The sequence below is a fragment of the Bradyrhizobium sp. 186 genome (genome assembly GCF_023101685.1).
Taxonomy (GTDB): Bacteria; Pseudomonadota; Alphaproteobacteria; order Rhizobiales; family Xanthobacteraceae; genus Bradyrhizobium.
The window spans coordinates 2,425,723-2,442,444 of sequence record NZ_CP082164.1 but is presented as its reverse complement, the minus strand read 5'-3'; the positions used below and the strand labels follow the sequence as shown (position 1 = coordinate 2,442,444).

The 16,722-nt window shown below is 59.3% G+C and carries 16 protein-coding genes and 1 pseudogene; 9 read left to right on the top strand and 8 right to left on the bottom strand.

The window, feature by feature from the left end:
* Positions 1-466: 466 nt before the first annotated feature.
* The gene (locus tag IVB18_RS11350) at positions 467-1,405 is read right to left on the bottom strand and encodes a metallophosphoesterase (protein WP_247984674.1); all 939 of its coding nucleotides are present in this window, start codon (positions 1,403-1,405) and stop codon (positions 467-469) included.
* Positions 1,406-1,500: 95 nt separating this feature from the next.
* Between IVB18_RS11350 and IVB18_RS11345 the strand changes: the two genes are divergently transcribed.
* Entirely contained in the window at positions 1,501-1,650 is a 150-nt protein-coding gene (locus tag IVB18_RS11345; RefSeq protein WP_247984675.1) for a hypothetical protein, read from the top strand.
* Between the two features lie 68 nt (positions 1,651-1,718).
* The gene (locus tag IVB18_RS11340; RefSeq protein WP_247989241.1) at positions 1,719-2,207 is read left to right on the top strand and encodes a CDP-archaeol synthase; all 489 of its coding nucleotides are present in this window, start codon (positions 1,719-1,721) and stop codon (positions 2,205-2,207) included.
* A 7-nt stretch (positions 2,208-2,214) separates the two neighbouring features.
* On the opposite strand, the gene IVB18_RS11335 is transcribed toward IVB18_RS11340, so the two are convergent.
* Positions 2,215-3,153, bottom strand: coding sequence for a metallophosphoesterase (locus tag IVB18_RS11335; protein WP_247989240.1), 939 nt, complete (start codon positions 3,151-3,153; stop codon positions 2,215-2,217).
* A 348-nt stretch (positions 3,154-3,501) separates the two neighbouring features.
* Here IVB18_RS11335 and IVB18_RS11330 point away from each other — a divergent pair.
* From IVB18_RS11330 to groL, 4 genes and pseudogenes are all read left to right on the top strand, one after another.
* Positions 3,502-3,927: pseudogene (locus IVB18_RS11330) on the top strand (transposase); the annotation flags it as partial.
* A 99-nt stretch (positions 3,928-4,026) separates the two neighbouring features.
* Complete coding sequence (locus tag IVB18_RS11325) at positions 4,027-5,310, top strand: IS256 family transposase (protein ID WP_247989239.1); 1,284 nt, start codon at positions 4,027-4,029, stop codon at positions 5,308-5,310.
* Positions 5,311-6,034: 724 nt separating this feature from the next.
* Positions 6,035-6,349: a co-chaperone GroES gene (locus tag IVB18_RS11320; RefSeq protein WP_247989238.1), complete on the top strand. Its 315-nt coding sequence runs from the start codon at positions 6,035-6,037 to the stop codon at positions 6,347-6,349.
* 90 nt (positions 6,350-6,439) lie between these two features.
* The gene (groL, locus tag IVB18_RS11315) at positions 6,440-8,092 is read left to right on the top strand and encodes a chaperonin GroEL (protein WP_247989237.1); all 1,653 of its coding nucleotides are present in this window, start codon (positions 6,440-6,442) and stop codon (positions 8,090-8,092) included.
* Positions 8,093-8,788: 696 nt separating this feature from the next.
* Here groL and IVB18_RS11310 read toward each other — a convergent pair.
* From IVB18_RS11310 to IVB18_RS11285, 6 genes are all read right to left on the bottom strand, one after another.
* Complete coding sequence (locus tag IVB18_RS11310; RefSeq protein ID WP_247991608.1) at positions 8,789-9,283, bottom strand: phosphate-starvation-inducible PsiE family protein; 495 nt, start codon at positions 9,281-9,283, stop codon at positions 8,789-8,791.
* A gap of 59 nt (positions 9,284-9,342) precedes the next feature.
* Positions 9,343-11,190: an ATP-dependent zinc metalloprotease FtsH gene (ftsH, locus tag IVB18_RS11305; protein ID WP_247991607.1), complete on the bottom strand. Its 1,848-nt coding sequence runs from the start codon at positions 11,188-11,190 to the stop codon at positions 9,343-9,345.
* Between the two features lie 34 nt (positions 11,191-11,224).
* Complete coding sequence (locus IVB18_RS11300) at positions 11,225-11,971, bottom strand: NADH dehydrogenase ubiquinone Fe-S protein 4 (RefSeq protein WP_247989236.1); 747 nt, start codon at positions 11,969-11,971, stop codon at positions 11,225-11,227.
* A gap of 66 nt (positions 11,972-12,037) precedes the next feature.
* On the bottom strand, positions 12,038-12,538 hold the full coding sequence (locus tag IVB18_RS11295) for an Hsp20/alpha crystallin family protein (RefSeq protein ID WP_247989235.1): 501 nt from the start codon (positions 12,536-12,538) through the stop codon (positions 12,038-12,040).
* 110 nt (positions 12,539-12,648) lie between these two features.
* Complete coding sequence (locus IVB18_RS11290; RefSeq protein WP_247989234.1) at positions 12,649-13,110, bottom strand: Hsp20 family protein; 462 nt, start codon at positions 13,108-13,110, stop codon at positions 12,649-12,651.
* Positions 13,111-13,263: 153 nt separating this feature from the next.
* Positions 13,264-13,647, bottom strand: a complete 384-nt coding sequence (locus IVB18_RS11285) for a hypothetical protein (protein ID WP_247989233.1) — start codon at positions 13,645-13,647, stop codon at positions 13,264-13,266.
* A 252-nt stretch (positions 13,648-13,899) separates the two neighbouring features.
* Between IVB18_RS11285 and IVB18_RS11280 the strand changes: the two genes are divergently transcribed.
* From IVB18_RS11280 to IVB18_RS11270, 3 genes are all read left to right on the top strand, one after another.
* Complete coding sequence (locus IVB18_RS11280; protein ID WP_247989232.1) at positions 13,900-14,964, top strand: IS110 family transposase; 1,065 nt, start codon at positions 13,900-13,902, stop codon at positions 14,962-14,964.
* 574 nt (positions 14,965-15,538) lie between these two features.
* Positions 15,539-15,721: a hypothetical protein gene (locus IVB18_RS11275; protein ID WP_247989231.1), complete on the top strand. Its 183-nt coding sequence runs from the start codon at positions 15,539-15,541 to the stop codon at positions 15,719-15,721.
* Positions 15,722-15,937: 216 nt separating this feature from the next.
* Positions 15,938-16,327 (top strand): response regulator, encoded by a 390-nt coding sequence (locus IVB18_RS11270; protein ID WP_247989230.1) that lies wholly within the window; start codon positions 15,938-15,940, stop codon positions 16,325-16,327.
* The last annotated feature ends 395 nt before the right edge of the window (positions 16,328-16,722 follow it).

Below are 16,722 nucleotides of genomic sequence, written 5' to 3'. Positions count from 1 at the left end.
TGAGGGAAACTCCAAGATTGCGTGGATAGGGCAGCAAGCGCGGCTCTGCGTCCGGTCTACCAGCGACAGCCGACATCACGATGGCTTAAGCGCTCTTTGGCTTTGGGCCAGGAAGAGACTTATGGACTGGACAAATTGCGAGTTGAATGCAGCGCCCACGTTCATCGCGCTCTCGTGCCGGTGGAGGAGCCGTTCACAGGATCAAAACCTGACATCGGCCTATGACTTGTTCGATCACTTCGTTTCGAAAACGGGTTCAGAGTGGGAAAGCAGGAAAGACTTCGAAACGAAATGTCAGGCAGCACGTTGCCATTCTCCCCGTCACCGGTGCCATAGGGCCGGTTTAGAAGGAAGTCTCGGTTGCCGAGAGCTGCCTCGGGTGTTGGAGTATTTTTCGTCGGCGAGCTACTTCTCTCCCGCCTTTTGTTTCAGGCTCATGCACGTGATGAACCGTATTGGGTCAGCGTCAGCCGCGGCGTAAATGGTGCAAGGTAATTTCCGGCGGGCAATTGAGGCGCACGGGAACGACGCTCGAGCCGGCACCAACGGAAGTATAGCCGGTCATATCTCTGTACTGCCAAGGCCCAGCCCCCATCCGTCTTGGCAGTACCGCCTCAAGCTTGATGGGAATGGATCTGGGGAGACAAATCTGACCGCCGTGGGTGTGTCCGCTCAGCATCAGATCAAAGTTGGCATGGGCAGCCTGATGATAGACCTCCGGTGTGTGAGACAACAAGATCGAGAACTCACCGCGGGGTATCGAGAGAGCGGCTTTTTCGATGTTGTCCACTCTGAAGAAATGTGCATCGTCGATTCCCGCCAGATAGATCCGTTGGTCCTTGCGAACGATTGTTTCGCATTCATTGAGCAGCACGCGAATGCCCATGGCTTCGAGCCCGGGAACCATCTGAATCGTATCGTGGTTGCCGAGCACGGCATAGATTGGCTGTTTCAGATGAGTTGCCACTCGCGCGACACCATCCAGCGCGGGCTGGAACGGCCCAACAGTCCGACCCCGATAATCGCCAGTTAGGACACACACATCGTACTGCATGCTGCCAACCAGCTCGATGAGTCTGTTCATGGCAACTTCATTCATATCCACGTGAAGGTCGCTAACGTGGAGAATGGTGAAGCCCTCAAAGAGGGGCGGTAATGTCTTGAACCTCATTTCGTTTCGTTTGACGAGAATGCGTTCTGCATTCTGTCGTGCACGCCAGTAGAGCCCTGTTGCCTTCAGAACATTTCGAATGATCCACTCGGCCCAAGATGAGTTTTCAAGGTGAAAAAATGTGAGGCCCTGGCCAAATACCTGAGCTTCGTGATCTCTCTCAACCCCCAATCGCTGCCGGGCATGGAGCGGCCCGAGACGGATCTCGAGTTTGCGCAGAATGTCTTCGTCCACCAGCTAGTCCTTTTGAACGGCCTTCGGGTAGATATAGCGTATTCTCATGAGGCCAAGGTCAACCCGACAGTGGCTAATTCCCAGGCTTCCCCTGAATGTCGCCTTGGGTCATTTGGCTCGCGCACTGCAACAAACTGCATCGCTATTCGATCACGTCGGCGCAGCCGAACAGCGACAGCGACTTCAGGTTGATGGATGAGCTCGACCGTGGTGCTTTGGATGACCGGCGCAAGGCGTTCCACTGAAAGGCGCTCACAATAGTCAATAGACGATCGAACTAACGTCGGATGCAACTATAAGCTAAGCTGAAGAAATGCAACTTCTGCATATTCTGCAATTATTGGTTTTAATGACGTTGGCGAACGGCACACCGATCGTTGCGAAGAAGATTTTTGGCCCACGTTTTTCCTTTCCGCTGGATGCCGGCACCGTATTTTTTGATGGGCGGCCGTTGTTTGGGCCATCGAAAACCATCCGCGGTATTTTGATTTCAGTCCTCATCACGACAGCAAGCGCCCCGCTTATCGGTCTGGATCTGACGATCGGTGTAATCGTAGCGGGCGCGGCTATGGCGGGCGATTTGTTCTCCAGTTTCGTGAAGCGCCGCCTAAACTCTCTGCCGAGCAGCCAGGCACTCGGGCTCGATCAGGTTCCCGAATCCCTATTTCCGATGCTGGCATGCCGCGACGCACTTTCATTGACGATCGCAGACATAGCGCTTGGCGTCGGGATCTTTTTTATTGGCGCGCTAATTCTATCTCGTTTTCTATTCCGGGCCCACCTGCGCGACGAACCATATTAGCTCGCCGTTAGCCCGAACGAAGGCAGTGCAGGGTGATTTCTGGTGGACAGTTGAGACGAACAGGAACGACGCTCGATCCAGCACCCACGGAGGTGTAGCCAGCCATGTCGTGATACTGCCAAGCTCCTGCCCCCATCCGTCGAGGCAATACTGCATCAAGTATGATCGGAATAGATCCTGGCAGACAGATCTGCCCACCGTGCGTATGCCCGCTCAGCAACAAATTAAAATCGGCATGAGCCGCCTGACGATAGATCTCCGGTGTGTGTGACAATAAAATGGAGAACTCGCCATACGGGATCTGCAACGCAGCCTTTTCGATATCGTCGGCCTTGAAGCAGTGGGCGTCATCGATTCCGGCTAGATAGATTTGCTGATCGCCGCGCACAATCACCTCACTCTCGTTGAGCAGCATACGTATTCCCATGGCTTCCAGCCCCGGAACCATTTGGATGGTATCGTGGTCGCCCAGAACCCCATAAACGGGCTCCTTTAGATGAGCTCGCACTCGTGCGACGCCGTTCAAGGTTGCCTCGAACGGTCCAAAATTCTTCCCCCGATAGTCGCCGGTTAGAACACATAGATCGTAGCGCATGTCGCCGACGAGTTCGATCAGGCGCTGCATGGCAGCTTCATTCATGTCCACATGCATGTCGCTAAGGTGGAGTATGGTGAAGCCGTCGAAAAGCGGTGGCAACTCCTTGAACATAACATCATTGCGCTTGACGAGAATGCTTCCTGTATTTCGGCGACCGCGCCAGTAGAGACCGGTCAGCTTAAGTGCATTTCGAATGACAGAATGGACTGGATACCAGTTCCTTATGTGAAAGGAGAGGAGGCCTTGGCCGAAGATTTGTGCCTCGTGGTCCGTCTCGATACCCAATCGCTGTCTCGCATGGAACGGTCCGAGACGCTCCTCCATTTTGCGCACGATATCTTCGTCCATGGAACAACTTCCTCCGAAATCGGCTCGACCCTCCATGGAAGCACCGGGCCCTGCCAGACTGGTCAGAGTATTCCTTTCGGCCGACTGCCTGGGAGCACGAAGTCCTGGAAGATTTTTCGGCTTTTCTCATCAACCTATTGGACGTAGTGGATGTCGCATTTGGGTCAAAACCGGGAATGCTCTGATCGAGCGCAACATTTCGGCTTAGCCCTCAAACCGGACATCTGCGCGTTAATGAGTACACGCCCTAGCACTACTTTGGCAGATTTTGGCGATTGATTGGCGAAACTGGATTCCCGAATCAGATTTTCAATGATTCGTGGGTGGTCGGCTTTTGGAGGGCCGACCATGGTGGACACGAAGTCGAATTGGGAAGACGAGCTTGGGCGCTGGCTCAAGCCATTCCCGGATCGTTTAGGGCACAAGGCGCGGCGGCGGATGTGTCCGCTTTATATCTCGGGATTGATTGGACCGGGCGATCGCAAGAGCGTCCAGCCAATGGCGGAGCGGCTGGCACCGGGCGAGTATGACCAGTTGCACCATTTCATCGCTGATGGCCTCTGGGATGCGGCGCCATTGGAGGCGGAATTGCTCGTTCAGGCCGATCGCCTGGTCGGCGGCAAAGATGTGGTGCTGGTCATCGACGACACGGCGATGCCGAAGAAGGGCGATCGTTCGGTTGGTGTTGCTCCATAATATGCCTCGTCTCTCGGCAAGACGGCTAATTGCCAAACATTGGTGTCGCTGACGCTTGCGCGGGGTGAAGTGCCGGTCAGAGCTGTCGCCGAAAGTTGGTGACGGCGGGAATCGGGAAGGCGGCATATCGTGGGGGTGCTTGACGCCTCCACTTCTCCACCGAAGGAGCGATATGCCGTGTCCAACGATAACGTCATCCAACTGATTCAGCCAGGAATCTTCGACGATCAACTCACAGAAGTCTTGCGCAACGGGGCACGTGCCCTTCTCGCCAAAGCGGTCGAGGCTGAGGTCGCGGACTTTCTCGGCCAGCATGCCGATTTGAAGACCCGGGACGGCCACCAGCGCGTCGTCCGCCACGGTCACCTGCCGGAGCGCGAGGTGATGACCGGCATCGGTCCGGTCGCCGTCCGCCAGCCACGTGTACGCGATCGTGAGGTGGCCGCTGCCGATCCTGGCCGCATCCGGTTCTCGCCGTCGATCCTGTCGCCCTACATGCGCCGCTCGAAGTCGATCAAAACGCTGTTGCCGATCCTATATCTGAAGGGTATTTCGACTGGCGACTTCTCCGAAGCGCTGGCGGCGCTGCTTGGCAAGGATGCTGCCGGGTTGTCGGCATCCGCCATCGGCCGACTGAAGGACGGCTGGCTCGACGAGCACGGCGCGTGGCAGAAGCGCGATCTGTCGGCCAAGCGCTACGTCTACATCTGGGCTGATGGCATCCATCTCGAAGCCCGCCTCGAAGACGAAAAGCAGTGCATCCTCGTGCTGATCGGCGCGACGCCGGAGGGCCGCAAGGAACTGGTCGGCTTCACCGATGGCGCCCGTGAGAGCGCGCACGACTGGCGCGATCTGCTGCTCGACCTGAAGCGGCGCGGGCTCGACGTGCCCCCGCAGCTCGTCATCGCCGATGGCGCACTCGGGTTCTGGAAGGCGGCCGGTGAGGTCTGGCCGAAAACGCGCGAGCAGCGCTGCTGGGTGCACAAGACCGCCAACGTACTTGCCAAGCTGCCGAAGAGCCAGCAGCCGAAAGCCAAACGCGCGTTGCAGGAGATATGGATGGCCGAAACCAAGGCCACAGCCGAGCTGGCGTTCGACGCCTTCATCGAGAGCTACGCGCTGAAATACGAGAAGGCCGCCGATTGCCTGCGCAAGGATCGAGACACGCTGCTGGCTTTCTACGACTTCCCGGCAGAGCATTGGAAACACCTGCGCACGACCAACCCCATCGAAAGCACCTTCGCCACCGTGCGTCATCGCACGATCCGATCGAAGGGCTGTCTATCCAACAAGACCGCGCTCGCGATGGTCTTCAAACTGGTCGAGGGCGCCCAGAAAAATTGGCGTCGTCTCGATGGCCACAACCAGTTGCCAAAACTCGTTCTCGGTGTGACATTCAACAACGGGATCGAGGTCATCGCCAAGCCGACCGACCGTCAGCCCGCAACCGCCGCCGCCTGACCGGCTCCGGCCGTCACCAAAAATTGGCGATAGCTCTGTCAGAACTGCCGCGACTGAAAACAATGCGACGTTTGCGTGAAAAATGGCCATCGTTCCCTCCCGTTTAGGTGGCGCAGAGAACTAAGTGCAAGCAGAGCAGGCTATGCCTTGAGGAACACCGGGGCAAGAAAATAGAAATTCAACACTGAGCTGAGCTGTGTTGCGGCGCGCAGTCGAGCCAGCGAAGGAGCGTCAGCAGAACTGATCCATTTTCAGACTGCTTAGGCGGTAAACGTGTGCGCTCGCTGCGGGAAGGACATCCGCTAATGGGATGGTCCGTGCTCCTGCCCCGCCAGCAAGCGAAGCTGGCAAGGGGCGCCACAGACAAGGAGCACGCCATGTCTCAGACACCCAATACCGCGATGGCTCGGTGCTTTGCCTTGTTTGTCGGATTACGCTTAGTCATTTGACACCTAAGGCTTGATTGGGTCTACCGCAGATCATTCGTAGGGGATCAATACCCCTGCGGGGTAACGTTCCTGACAGTCAAAATGACCTATTGGGATACAACCTGTGTTCCCATTCCAAATATCGGGCTAATTGCCCCCACTGCCCTACGGCACCTTCACGGCGAGGAACATACCGGGCCAAGACCGAGGTCGCCCTGAGCAGTACGACGTAGCACTCGCTAGCTTTGACTGCTATTTCATCCAAGATAAAAGCGACTAGCAAATAGGAGGAGAGCATGAAATTCCGTCCACTTCACGACCGCCTCGTGGTCAAGCGTATCGACGCAGAAGAGAAGACGGCTGGCGGCATCATCATTCCCGACACGGCCAAGGAAAAGCCCTCCCAGGGTGAAGTCATCGCTGTCGGCCCGGGCGGCCGCGACGAGAGCGGCAAGCTGATCCCGATAGACGTCCACGTCGGCGACCGCGTGCTGTTCGGCAAGTGGTCGGGCACCGAGGTCAAGATCGACGGCCAGGAGCTGCTGATCATGAAGGAGAGCGACATCATGGGCGTTCTCACCGACGTGGCTTCCAAGAAGAAGGCCGCCTGATCCACCGCTCGCACCGCTCACCCCTGAAGAGCGCCTGCCGGGCGCCTCGCCAAGGGTGAGATGAGAACAAGTCAATTCAGGGAAACCAATATGTCAGCCAAAGAAGTCAAATTCGGCGTAGACGCTCGCGACCGCATGCTCCGCGGTGTCGACATCCTCCACAATGCGGTGAAAGTGACGCTCGGCCCAAAGGGCCGCAACGTCGTCCTCGACAAGTCGTTCGGCGCTCCCCGCATCACCAAGGACGGCGTCACCGTCGCCAAGGAGATCGAGCTCGACGACAAGTTCGAGAACATGGGCGCCCAGATGGTGCGCGAAGTCGCCTCCAAGTCCGCCGACGCGGCCGGCGACGGCACCACCACCGCGACCGTGCTCGCCGCTGCGATCGTCCGTGAAGGCGCCAAGTCGGTTGCCGCCGGCATGAACCCGATGGATCTGAAGCGCGGTATCGACATGGCTGTGGAAGCCGTGGTTGCCGACCTCGTCAAGAACTCCAAGAAGGTCACCTCGAACGAGGAGATCGCTCAGGTCGGCACAATTTCGGCCAACGGCGATGCGGAGATCGGCAAGTTCATCTCCGACGCCATGAAGAAGGTCGGCAACGAGGGTGTCATCACCGTTGAGGAAGCCAAGTCGCTCGAGACCGAACTCGAAGTTGTCGAGGGCATGCAGTTCGACCGCGGCTATATCTCGCCCTACTTCGTCACCAACGCCGATAAGATGCGCGTTGAAATGGATGATGCCTACGTCCTGATTAATGAGAAAAAGCTATCTCAGTTGAATGAACTGCTTCCCTTGTTAGAAGCGGTGGTGCAGAGCGGCAAGCCGCTTGTGATTATTGCCGAAGACGTCGAAGGCGAAGCGCTCGCCACCCTCGTGGTCAACCGCCTCCGTGGCGGCCTGAAGGTCGCGGCCGTCAAGGCTCCGGGCTTCGGCGATCGCCGCAAGGCCATGCTCCAGGACATCGCGATCTTGACCGGCGGCCAGGCCATCTCGGAAGATCTCGGCATCAAGCTCGAGAACGTCACGCTCAACATGCTCGGTCGCGCCAAAAAGGTGATGATCGACAAGGAGAACACCACAATCGTCAGCGGCGCCGGCAAGAAGGCCGACATCGAGGCGCGCGTGGCGCAAATCAAGGCGCAGATCGAGGAGACCACCTCGGACTACGACCGTGAGAAGCTGCAGGAGCGTCTCGCCAAGCTCGCGGGCGGCGTCGCGGTGATCCGCGTCGGCGGCGCGACCGAGGTCGAGGTCAGGGAGCGCAAGGATCGCGTGGACGATGCGATGCATGCGACCCGTGCGGCCGTCGAGGAAGGCATCCTGCCGGGCGGCGGCGTTGCGCTGCTGCGTGCCTCCGAGCACCTCAAGGGGATTCGCACCAAAAATGACGACCAGAAGACCGGGGTCGAGATCGTGCGCAAGGCGTTGTCTTACCCGGCCCGCCAGATCGCAATCAACGCGGGCGAGGACGGTTCGGTCATCGTCGGCAAGATCCTCGAAAAGGATCAGTACTCGTACGGCTTCGACTCCCAGACCGGCGAATACGGCAACCTGGTTTCCAAGGGCATCATCGATCCGACCAAGGTGGTTCGAGTGGCGATCCAGAACGCGGCGTCCGTCGCAGCGCTCCTGATCACCACCGAAGCTATGGTGGCCGAAGTGCCGAAGAAGAACACCGGTGCGGGCGGCATGCCTCCGGGCGGCGGCGGCATGGGTGGCATGGGGGGTATGGACTTCTAAGTCCGACCTTCAGAGCTCAACAAGAAGAAGGCTCGGCAGCGATGCCGAGCCTTTTCTGATTTCCTGGCGGTCAGCCGGGATCCACTGGCGCACCGTATTGCGCGAGCGCGTCGAAGCCCGCGCCGCCGACAAATATCAGGCGGCCGAGTTCGAGGGGACACCGCCCCGAATCATCCTGAGGAGCCTCCATTCCCCGAAACAGCGATAGCAGCTTCCTGGCCGACGCACGCCGCCCAATAGAAACAGATTGCCAATCAGAACCTTACAAGGACGACGCGCCTCCGCTAAGAGTCCAATCGCGGCGGTCGCGCGCTGGGCGAGCCGCATCAAATCTGCCCCTACAACCAGACCACCTGTGAGCCGGTCTGGACTTCGCATACAGGCCAAAACGGAAAGTCCGCCCCCGGTACGCAGCGCGAGTAACTGATCGTTAATGCAACGAGAGCGCTCCCGCTCATTTCGATCTTTCGCGTTTTTACACAGCTAGGGTCAATCGCATCACTTTGGCCGTATGCCGGCCGCTTCTGCTCTATCCCCAACTCCGGACATGTCGCTGTACTGCGGCAAATGTCGTGATGGCACAACAACAGAAGTGCAGGTCGGTTTGCTGGCAACCTGTTTCCTCGCGTCGGGCTAGGAACTTTGAATTTGAACTCGTTTTGTCAGCTTTTGTAGCGACCGCCTTGCAATGCAACCTCATCCGTCTCCCGCCGCGATGATTTCGCGCGGCTGCCCTTGGTCGCGCACCAGCCAATAGACGGCGCCCAGCGCGAGGATGGCTGCGGCGAGCGCCAGCAGATGGAAGGCATCCGTGCTCGACAGATCGAGAATGATCAATTTGCGTACCACCGCCAGCAACGCAATCAGGATGACAGAGCGTACTTGCACAACACTGTGGCGCCGCTCCGCCACCACCAGCAGGGAGCGCTTGAACTCGAGTGCAATGATGACGGTAAAGATCATGCCAAACACCGTCTGGAACACACCATAATCGGTCGGATCGAAATTGGTTGCCCAGATGCTGAGCAGGATTTTCAGCGTCAGATTCCACAGCGCGAGGGCAATGATGATGGCGATCAGCGTGGTCAGCATCAGGACGCAGACTTGCTCGAATTTCTGGTAGAGCGTCAGCGGCTCGAACGACAGGCGCAGATCAGAAAAGTCCTTTTTCAAAGGCATCGTCGGCTCCATCAGCCAGCGGGCTTTAGGCATAGCATGATTTTCACCATGATAGTGCCGTACGGTCGTGTCTATTCGGCAGCGGCTTGTGGCGATCGAGGCTCCGGATGATTGGCCAGTTGAGTTAGCTCTGCCTCCTCCAGCGTTTCCTTTTCAAGGAGACGTTGGGCCGTGCGATCGAGAACGGCGCGCCGTTCCTTGAGGAGATCGAGGGCGCGCTGGAATGCTTTCTCCACAATGGCCCGTACCTCTTCATCAACGGTCGCTGCCGTTTTCTCGGCATAATCCCGTTCATGCGGAGGCGATGGAAGATCGGGGCCGGTCAGGAATGTGCGCGGATCACGATCATAGGCGACGTTGCCGAGTTTGTCGGACATTCCGTAGCGTGTAACCATGCTGCGAGCGATATCGGTGACACGCCGCAGGTCGTCTGCAGCACCTGTCGAAAGATGACCGAATACAATTAGCTCGGCGGCGCGACCGCCGAGCGACACGGCCATCTTGTTCTCCAGTTCCTCGCGCGTCATCAAGAAGCGGTCCTCTGTCGGACGCTGAATCGTATAGCCGAGCGAGCCGATGCCGCGCGGGATGATCGACACCTTGTGAACGGGGTCGACACCCGGCAGCGCAAGTGCCACCAGCGCATGGCCCATCTCGTGATAGGCGACGATCTCCCGCTCCTTCGGGTTGAGCAGCCTGTTTCGCTTTTCCAGACCCGCCACGATCCGTTCGACAGCGTTGCCGAAGTCCGCCAGCGACGTTGCATCTGCGCCTCGCCTCGTCGCCAGCAGCGCCGCTTCGTTGACGAGATTGGCGAGGTCGGCGCCGGTAAAACCTGGTGTGAGTGCAGCCACCTTGTCGGCATCGACATCGGGTGCGACTTTCACCTTCTTCATGTGAACCTGCAGGATCTGCACGCGGCCCTTCTTGTCGGGCCGGTCCACCAGCACCTGGCGGTCGAACCGGCCGGCCCGCAACAGCGCGGGATCGAGAATCTCGGGCCGGTTGGTGGCTGCCAGAATCACGAGCCCGGAGCGCGAATCGAAGCCGTCGAGCTCAACCAGAAGCTGATTGAGCGTTTGCTCCTTTTCGTCGTGGCCTCCGGCATAGGGACCGATGCCGCGCGCCCGGCCGAGCGCGTCGAGTTCGTCGATAAAGATGATGGCGGGCGCCTTCTGGTGGGCCTGCAGGAACAGGTCGCGCACCCGCGCCGCACCTACACCGACGAACATTTCGACGAATTCCGAGCCCGAGATCGAAAAGAACGGTACCTTCGCTTCACCGGCGACCGCCTTGGCCAACAGCGTCTTGCCGGTGCCGGGCGGCCCCACCAGCAACACGCCCTTCGGCATGCGGCCGCCGAGCCGGCCGTAGTCTGCCGGACTTTTCAGGAAGTCCACGACTTCGCGCAGTTCGTCCTTGGCTTCGTCGACGCCCGCGACGTCGTCGAATGTGACACCGGTATCGGCTTCGACGTAAATCTTGGCCTTGCTTTTGCCGATCGACATCAGGCCGCCGCCGAGGCCTTGCGCGTCCGCAAACCTTTTGCCGAGATACCACCAGAGCCCCACGAACAAGAGAACGGGCATCACCCACGACAACAGGTCGCGCAAGAACGTACTCTCGATTTGGCCGGTGTAGCGGACCCCATACTTGTCGAGCTCGCCTGCGAATTGCGGATCGACCCTGGTCGTGACGAAATGCTTTTGCCCGCCGGGTAGCGGTTCTTTCAGGGATCCCTGAATGAAGCGGTCCGATACGCCGACCGTGGCTATCTTGCCTTCGTGCAACAAACGTTGAAAGTCGCTGTAGGGGATCGGCGCGATCTGGTTGGCAACCGAGACCGCGTACTGAATCATAAACACCAGAAAGATGGCAGCAATCGCGTATCCGACATTGAAGCGGGTTTGATTCGTCATGGTCAGGCCTCCGGGTCTCATGCCCACAATTGCCTCATGCTGCGCGGTCTTCACAATCTGGCCCCGTCGCTCGCGTCCGGCGCGCTGACGTGCTGGCCTGCGTCTCGTCCAGATCGAACAGTGCGTCGATCACCTCGTCCAAACGTGAGGGCTCGGATTGCGGTTCGCCCTTGAAGAGAGCCAGTTCGCTCAGGTACGCATCCAGCGCCCACCGACGGAGAACGTCCCGCTTCTGCGCCGGCGAAAGATCGTGGTCATCAAGCACGTCCTGGGGACTCGCGTAATACGCGGCAGGACCGAGTACTGATCCCGACTTGTTTTGAACGCCCCTCAGCCCGAGCGTCCGTTCGACCCATTCCAGTCGCCAAGGCCACACGTCCGACGACCGTATGTCTGGCGACGAGGAATTCGTGTTGGCGACCTTCGCGTTTGAACCCGGCCGTGTGTCGGGATCGTCCGCACCTTGCAGTAGGTAACGCAAACCCTGGCGCCGAGCGTAGGCGACGGCTGCGGCTGCCGACGGGAATGTCAACTCGATCTGCGATAACGTGTCATCGCAACCTGTCCATCCCATGAGCGGCTCGATCAGAGGACGAGAACGAGGCTCGAAGCGCAGCTTCCAATCGCGGGTGCGCGCGTTCCCCGAGGTCATGGCCGAGCGCGCCGGCTTGTAAATCACGGCCAACGCATCATCTGGAAATACAGACCGGGTTAGCGCCCTGCGAGGTGCATCGTGCCGTTCCGCCCAGCATTCATGTGTGCTCTTCGTCTCCTGCAGCATCGTCGCCTCCCGATCGAAAGGCGGGGCGGAAGCCGCGTGGCTCCCGCCCTTGACCTTACCTTGGCCTTACTTGCCGTTGATCGCGATACGCTTCACCTTCTCCTGCGCCCTGGCCGACTTCGGCAAGGTCACGGTCAGCACTCCGCTCTTGAACGAGGCATCGACATTGTCCGCCTCGATATCGTCGACCGGGATGCGCCGCTCGAACCGGCCATAGTAGCGCTCGCTGAAGAGCCGATCCTTGTCCTCAGTCTCGGCCCTTTTCTCGCCTTTGATGACGAGAACGCCGTTCGCGAGTTCGACGCCGACATCTTTCTCCTCAAGGCCGGGCAATTCCGCCGTGACCTTGACCTCCTTGTCGGTCTCACTGACCTCGATGTCCGGCCACCCGAACGTGCGATCGAACAAGCGGTTGGAGCCGAACGGCGCCACGTCGAAACCGCGGAAGGCGTCATCGAATACGCGGTTCATTTCACGGTGCAGCGTCAGCAAGGGATTTGCATTTTCGCCGCGGTGTACCGCAACGTCGCGGCTACGATTCCACGGAATGAGATCCCTGATAGTCATGGTGATTTCTCCTTTCTGGTTAGATTTGGCAAAGGCCAGCCCCCGGCGCGGCCGGGCCGCGCACGGGAAACCCATAGTCGACCGATCGGATTGCGGCCGGGCCGCTCCGATCAGGCCGCCTGGCTGTGCTCGATTTGCTGGTGGTCGTTGCCAGCGCCGGCGTCGATCGCAATCCGGCGCGGCTTCATGGCCTCCGGCAACTTGCGCATCAGCTCGATCTGCAGGAGCCCGTTTTCCAACGACGCGCCTGTGACCTCGACATAGTCGGCGAGGTTGAACTGACGCCGGAACGGACGTCCCGAGATGCCCTGGAACAGGTACTCGTGATCACCGTTCTCTACCTTGCGGCCTTCCACGGTCAGCATGTTCTGCTCTGCCGTGACGGTGATCTCCTCCGGCTTGAAACCGGCCAGAGCGAGCGAGATGCGATAGTGGTCCTCACCGACGCGTGCGATGTTGTAGGGCGGATAGTTGTCCTGGCCCTGCAACCGGAACGAATCGTCGATGAGGTCGAACAGGCGATCGAAACCGATGGTCGACCGCCAGACGGGGGTGAGATCGAAGTCTCTCATAGCCATATCCTCCATTTGAGCAACATGGATACAAGGGGCGCCCAAAGAGCGGCCGCCCCGTTGGACTGTGCCGATCCCCGGATGGGCGATCGGCGAGCACGATTTAGGTGGGCTGCTTTTGCCGTCAAGAGGGGAAACGATGATCGCGACGGCTCAGTACCAATAGCCGCTTCCCGTCGGCCCCTCCTCGGGATTACCGCCGCGGTCCGGGCCACGGCGCCTGCGTTGCGGCTTCTCCATCCCGCCGATGTCGTCGGCCTTGCCGTCAAGTTCTTGCAAGGCGTCGATCACTTCATCAAACTTGACGACGTGACCGGAACCGCGGATCTGCCGCAGCGCAGGCATCGATTCGACGGCAGAGGCGTCGGATGCCCATGACGACAGGATGGCCCGCTTTTCGGCGGAGGTCAGGGTATCGTCCCGGACGACGTCACGGGGGTGCTGGAAATAGCGGGTTGGTTGAAGGAGTCGCTCGAACTCGACCCCGAGTGGCTCGGCGGTCGAAGCTGAAACGATCTTTTTCTGGTCGTTCGACATAGCAATGGCCTCGCCTTTTCTCCATCTCCTTTCCGAAGAGCGATAGGACCCGGAAGCTGTCTCGAACCGACTTTTGCTCTCCGTAAATGACCACGATTTAGTTCGGCGTCGCCCGCACGCAAGCCGTACTCGGAACCACGTTGCCTGGGTCGGTCTTCAGCAATCAATGTCCGTTAATGGGATGGTCCGGCCGTGCTCCTGCCCCGCCAGCAAGCGAAGCTGGCAAGGGGCGCCACAGACAAGGAGCACGCCATGTCTCAGACACCCAATACCGCGATGGCCGTGATCGGCATCGATATCGGCAAGAACTCGTTCCACGTCGTGGGCCACGATGCGCGCGGCGCCATCGCGCTGCGGCAAAAGTGGTCGCGTGGCCAAGTGGAAGCGCGGCTCGCCAATATACCGCCTTGCCTGATCGGCATGGAAGCCTGCGTCGGCGCACATCACCTGAGCCGCAAACTCGCATCGCTTGGTCACGATGCCAGGTTGATGCCGGCCAAATATGTCCGCCCCTATAGCAAAGGACAGAAGAACGACTTCAATGATGCCGAAGCGATTGCCGAAGCCGTGCAGCGCCCGACGATGAAGTTCGTGGCGACCAAGACCGTGGAGCAACTGGATCTGCAGGCGCTGCATCGGGTGCGCGAGCGGCTGGTGTCGCAACGCACCGGCATCATCAACCAGATTCGCGCCTTCATGCTGGAACGCGGGATCGCCGTGCGCCAGGGTATCGGCTTCCTGCGCACGGAACTGCCCACCATCCTTGCGACGCGCACCGATGCCCTGTCGCCACGCATGTTGCGTGTCATCGAGGAGTTGGCAGGCGACTGGCGCCGGCTGGATCAGCGCATCGACGGCCTATCCGGCGAGATCGAAGCACTGGCCCGTCAAGATCAGGCATGTTCGCGCCTGATGACGGTGCCTGGCATCGGGCCGATCATTTCGAGCGCCATGGTGGCCGCGATCGGCACTGGAGACGTATTCTCCAAAGGCCGTGACTTCGGCACCTGGCTCGGACTGGTGCCCAAGCAGATCTCGACGGGAGACCGCACGATCCTCGGCAAAATCTCGAGGCGCGGCAATCGCTACCTGCGCGTTCTGTTTGTGCAGGCGGCATGGGTTGTGCTGGTCAGGATCAAGAACTGGGAACGTTACGGGCTCAAATCCTGGATCGAAGCCGCCAAGAGGCGGTTGCACCACAACGTGCTGGCGATCGCGCTCGCCAACAAGCTTGCCCGCATCGCCTGGGCGGTGCTGGCTAAAGGACGCGCCTTCGAGCTGACGAGGACCGACGATGCAGGCGTCCGACCTGCTTGATCCTCGCGCCGTGCTCGGCGCGGTCAAGGCGCGGCCTGGCAACGCCGGAGCCCGCCGCAAGCCAAGCGCGACGGCCGGCCTTGACCGCCCCTGCGCGCGACGCGATCGACGTTCTGCAGGGCCGGGACGAAGGAACGGCCCTTGCCTCGAACAAAGGAACTGCGCGGTATGAGGAGCAGGCGATGACGTAACCCTATCAACAGTTTCCAGCCGAGGTCTGCGAGAGGATAAGACGAGATGGAGGATCGGTCTTCCGAGCGCATGCGAACACTGGTGACCCGGATGGCCCGTCGAGGCCTGTCCGTTAATGAGGTCGCACGCGCGCTGATATCCATGATGGTCCGGAGCAAAACAGCTCCAACTAGAGACCGGATACATTGATGCAAGACCGCTTACCACCAGATCGACGAACCTCTTGCAACGCACGGCCGGACCATACATCAGGGTCATTTGCGGCCATTGATCCAATTGACCTGAGCGCCCGCTCCCCATCTAAAAGCGGACATCGGTCGAAGCATAGCTGTTCTTCAGCCACCATAGCGGGTAGAAGCGCCGCTCAGAATGAGGAGCGGCAATGGCTAAGAAAATGAAGAAGATCGTCCGTCGTGAGTTCACAAAATCGGACGTGAAGGAGATTCGCGCTCATTCGAAGGCGAAGACTCCCGTCGTGAAGATCGCCAAGACAATGAAGCGAAGCGTTGGCTCGCCTCGTCAAAAGGCGCTGAAGCTTGGCATTCCGCTGGGACACATGCGCTAGCCACTAACGCCCGATACGTGGCCCCGTTAAGAAGCCGCGGCCCGTATCGTGCGTTGATCCCCGTTCCGATTTAGTTTGATGTACGCGCGCAATAATACAGCGCACGCGTCGGCATTTGTTGCCGCAAAGACGCGAAAGTTGGAACAATAGGTCGGAACGTTTCTGCATGCCGGCATTTGCTCCTTCTAGACGAATCGGTTTCGCGACGGCTGAAACATGAACCGCCAAGCTCCAATTGAGGGCTGCCGTGTCCTCATCGTTGAGGATGAGTATCTTCTCGGAGACGACCTCGCGAACGCGCTTCGGTCGTTGGGTGCTTATGTGATTGGGCCAATTTCCGAAGTCGCCCAGGCGATGTCTATGACGCACGATAGCTTTGACGTGGCCGTGCTCGATATCAATTTGCGGGGCGCCTCAATCTATCCGTTCGTGGACGAACTCAGGCGCATGAAAAAGCCCTTCATATTCGCGACCGGCTATGGCGCCGACATGATTCCTGACCGCTTTCAAGATGTGCGACGATGGGAGAAGCCGTATCCGCTTGACAACGTCATAGCGGACGTAGCCGAGATGTGCGGTCCGCTTAATCCCCCCATAGTAGCCTAGCGCTCACGTCCTCGAGTGCGCGCATTCTCTTGGCGCAAACAGGCCGCTCGCTTTTCGCCCGGCTCCTCGCGCGCCACCGGCAGGCAATACCGGCTTTCCCAAACCATATTCTCGTGGTCGCCATACTGCGCCCAAAGGGCTGCCAGTTCGTCTTGAGGCTTGTGTGCGACGTCCGCTTTCCCCCGATAGCGACCCAAATAGCGGACATCGTGCACTTCGCATTTGGGCACAATAGGCGACATTGGGAGACGGTTTGATCCGTTACGTCGCGATCGGTAGCGCAGCGCGTCCACGACTGCGGTCGCACAGCTTTAGCGCCTCGTCGCCCCAAACGGCACCTCATGCGAAGGCTGTGAGCGCATCGCCAACTTCGTCATGTGGAGCCTCCGTCCATC